Source organism: Nocardia farcinica (genome assembly GCF_029867845.1).
Classification (GTDB): domain Bacteria; phylum Actinomycetota; class Actinomycetes; order Mycobacteriales; family Mycobacteriaceae; genus Nocardia; species Nocardia farcinica_A.
Genome location: NZ_JARWRU010000123.1, coordinates 1 through 2,634, shown reverse-complemented (window position 1 = coordinate 2,634; position 2,634 = coordinate 1). Strand labels below are relative to the sequence as shown.

General features: G+C 66.5%; 2 protein-coding genes. One reads left to right on the top strand and one right to left on the bottom strand.

Features of this window, described 5'->3' with window-relative positions:
* Positions 1–137: 137 nt before the first annotated feature.
* Positions 138–1,229, bottom strand: coding sequence for a TauD/TfdA family dioxygenase (locus tag QH283_RS02395; protein ID WP_280501378.1), 1,092 nt, complete (start codon positions 1,227–1,229; stop codon positions 138–140).
* A 230-nt stretch (positions 1,230–1,459) separates the two neighbouring features.
* Between QH283_RS02395 and QH283_RS02390 the strand changes: the two genes are divergently transcribed.
* Positions 1,460–2,634, top strand: a 1,175-nt coding sequence (locus QH283_RS02390; protein WP_280501377.1) for an IS110 family transposase, incomplete at its 3' end; no start/stop codon positions are given.

Sequence of the window (2,634 nt, the reverse complement as noted above, 5' to 3'; positions counted from 1 at the left end):
TTCCCGTTCACTACCACATTGCGCTTGGCGTGCCTCGCGGTGTTGCCCCGTCTACGGGGGCCCCCCCCCCTAGCCTAAAGGCACGCGGGCGCGGGGGCGGGGCCTGGTCAGCGACTCGGCTGACCTCCGGAGTGGCCTCAGGCCGGGTTCTTGTACGGCACGCCGCCGCGGCCCGCGGGATCGTGGTTGACGCCGCGATCGAAATCGAAGGGCAGCGGGCGGCCATTGCTCATGGCCAGCCACAGGCGGACCAGCAGGCGGCGCTCGGTCACCTCCTCCGGATCGGAGAAGGTGGAGCGGGCGTGCAGGACGCTGTAGTTGTTGACGATCATCATGTCGCCGGAGCGGAAGTCGATCTCCGCCCCGCCCTCGGCGGCGATCTCGTCGAAGACGTCGAGCAGCCGGCGCTGGCGTTCGGTGAGCTGGGGTGCGCCGGGGGCGTGCTGGGCGGTCTCGATCATCTCGCGGGAGTAGCGGACGCTGATCTTGTCGGCCACGATCGTGCACAGCTTGGTCAGGTAGTAGGGGTCGTCGCCCGCGGGCTGTTCCTCGTTGCGGTCGAAGGCGAAGTGGTCCTCGAGCAGCGGGGCGAGCAGTTCGGGATGCCTGCGGGCGATCTCCTGGACGGTGCGCACGGAGCTGGAGATGAACGAGTTGCCGCCCTCGGTGGCCTGCCGGACGCACATGAGCATCAGCAGGTCGGAGCCGTCGGTGTGGTGCTTGAGCGGCTCGTTGGTGTTCTCCGGACGCACGTCGCGGCCGCGATGGCCGCCGCGCAGGTCCTGGAGGCGGGCCAGCAGGGTGCCGCCGCCCATCTGGTTGACCGGCTGCCCGAGCCGGGTACCGATCAGCCACAGCAGGTTCTCGTTGTATTCGATGTGCGCGTTGTCGCGGCGGACCGGCAGGTTGCGCAGCAGGGCGATGCCCGTGCCGCCTTCCAGGGAGGCCTCGGCGCGTTCGAAGAATTCGGCCATGGGCGCGGTGATCTCGCGCCAGGCCTCGATCGGGGTCTCGGGGTTCGACCAGAGTCCGTACTTCGCGGTGGCCTGTTCGACCAGCGAGGACAGCAGGTCGGCCTGCTCCGGGGTGAGGGCGAGTTCCCAGCTGTCACGGCGGGCCAGCAGGCTCGGGCCGTCCCAGGCGGCCGGGTCGGGGAGGTTGGCGATGTAGTCGCGCACGCGGTCGAAGCCGGAAGTGCTCAGCGGCGTGGGGGTGGAGGTCAGTGTCACGGTCGTTTCCCTAAGTTTGTAGGTGTCTGGGGTTGATGCCCTGGATGCCCAGAGCGGTGGGGTGTAGCTAATGGTCGTTTGCCTCTTTCGAGGCTTGAAAGGACTCGCTGCCCCACCGCGCTGGACGCTCCGGCTGCTGATTGAGAGCTTGTTGCGGGTCGTCGCTGTTTAGGGATCTGTCGGCGGGGTTGTCCACGGGCGCAACAACTTCGACTGCTTGGAGCAGGTAAGTGGCAACTCGCCCGCAGATATGGGTCGGGATCGACGTCGGCAAGACCACCCATCACGCATGCACGGTCGATGAGACCGGAAAGACGGTGTTCAGCCAGAAGTTCGCGAACGATCAAGCCGCGATCGAGGCGGTGATCGCCCGTGCCGGGCAGACCGCGGATCGGGTGCGGTGGGCAATCGATCTGACCAGCCCGTTGGCGTTGTTGCTGATCACGGTGTTGTTGGCCGCTGATCAAGCGGTGACGTATGTGCCAGGGCGGGTGGTCAACACGATGACCCACGGGTTCCGTGGTGAGGCCAAGACCGACGCCAAGGACGCGAAGGTGATCGCCGAGAGCGCCCGCATGCGCCGGGACCTGAGCCAGGTCACGATGCCGGACGAGTTGGTGGTCGGGTTGACCCAGCTGACCAGCTACCGCACCGATCTCATGGCGGACTGGGTCGCCGGGATCAACCGGTTGCGTTCTCTGCTCGGGTCGATCTTCCCGGCGTTGGAGGCCGCGTTCGACTTCTCGAACAGGACGCCGCTGATCCTGGTTGCTGGGATGTGCACCCCGGCCGAGATCCGATCCGCGGGAATCCACGGTGCCACAGCGTATTTGGCTGAGAACGGAGCCTGGAGGCCCGGGATCGGCAAGACCGCGGTCGCTGCGGTCGAGGCCGCCGGACGGCAAAGCCTGGCCCTGCCAGGCGAAGCCGACACCGCCATGCTGGTCAAACGCATCGCCCGCAAACTTCTCGATCTCGATCGCGAGATCAAGGACACCGACAAGCTCATCACCGCGCGTTTCCGGGAACACCCGTGGGCGCACATCATCGAATCGTTGCCCGGGATGGGCCCCGGATTGGGTGCTGAGTTCCTCGTCAATACTGGCGGTGATCTGGCGACTTTCGCCAGCGCGGGCCGTTTGGCCTCCTACGCCGGCCTGGTGCCGGTCCCTCGCGATTCGGGCCGGGTGTCGGGCAATCTGCACCGGCCGAAACGCTACAACCGGCGCTTGCGCAGGGTGTTCTTCATGGCTGCTCTGTCGAGTCTGCGCTACGAGAACGGGCCATCGCGGAGGTTCTACGACCGAAAACGCAGCGAACGGCAGCTTCATACCCAGGCTTTGCTGGCGTTGGCCCGTCGCCTGGTTGATGTGTTGTGGGCGTTGCTGCGCGACGGTCGTGAATT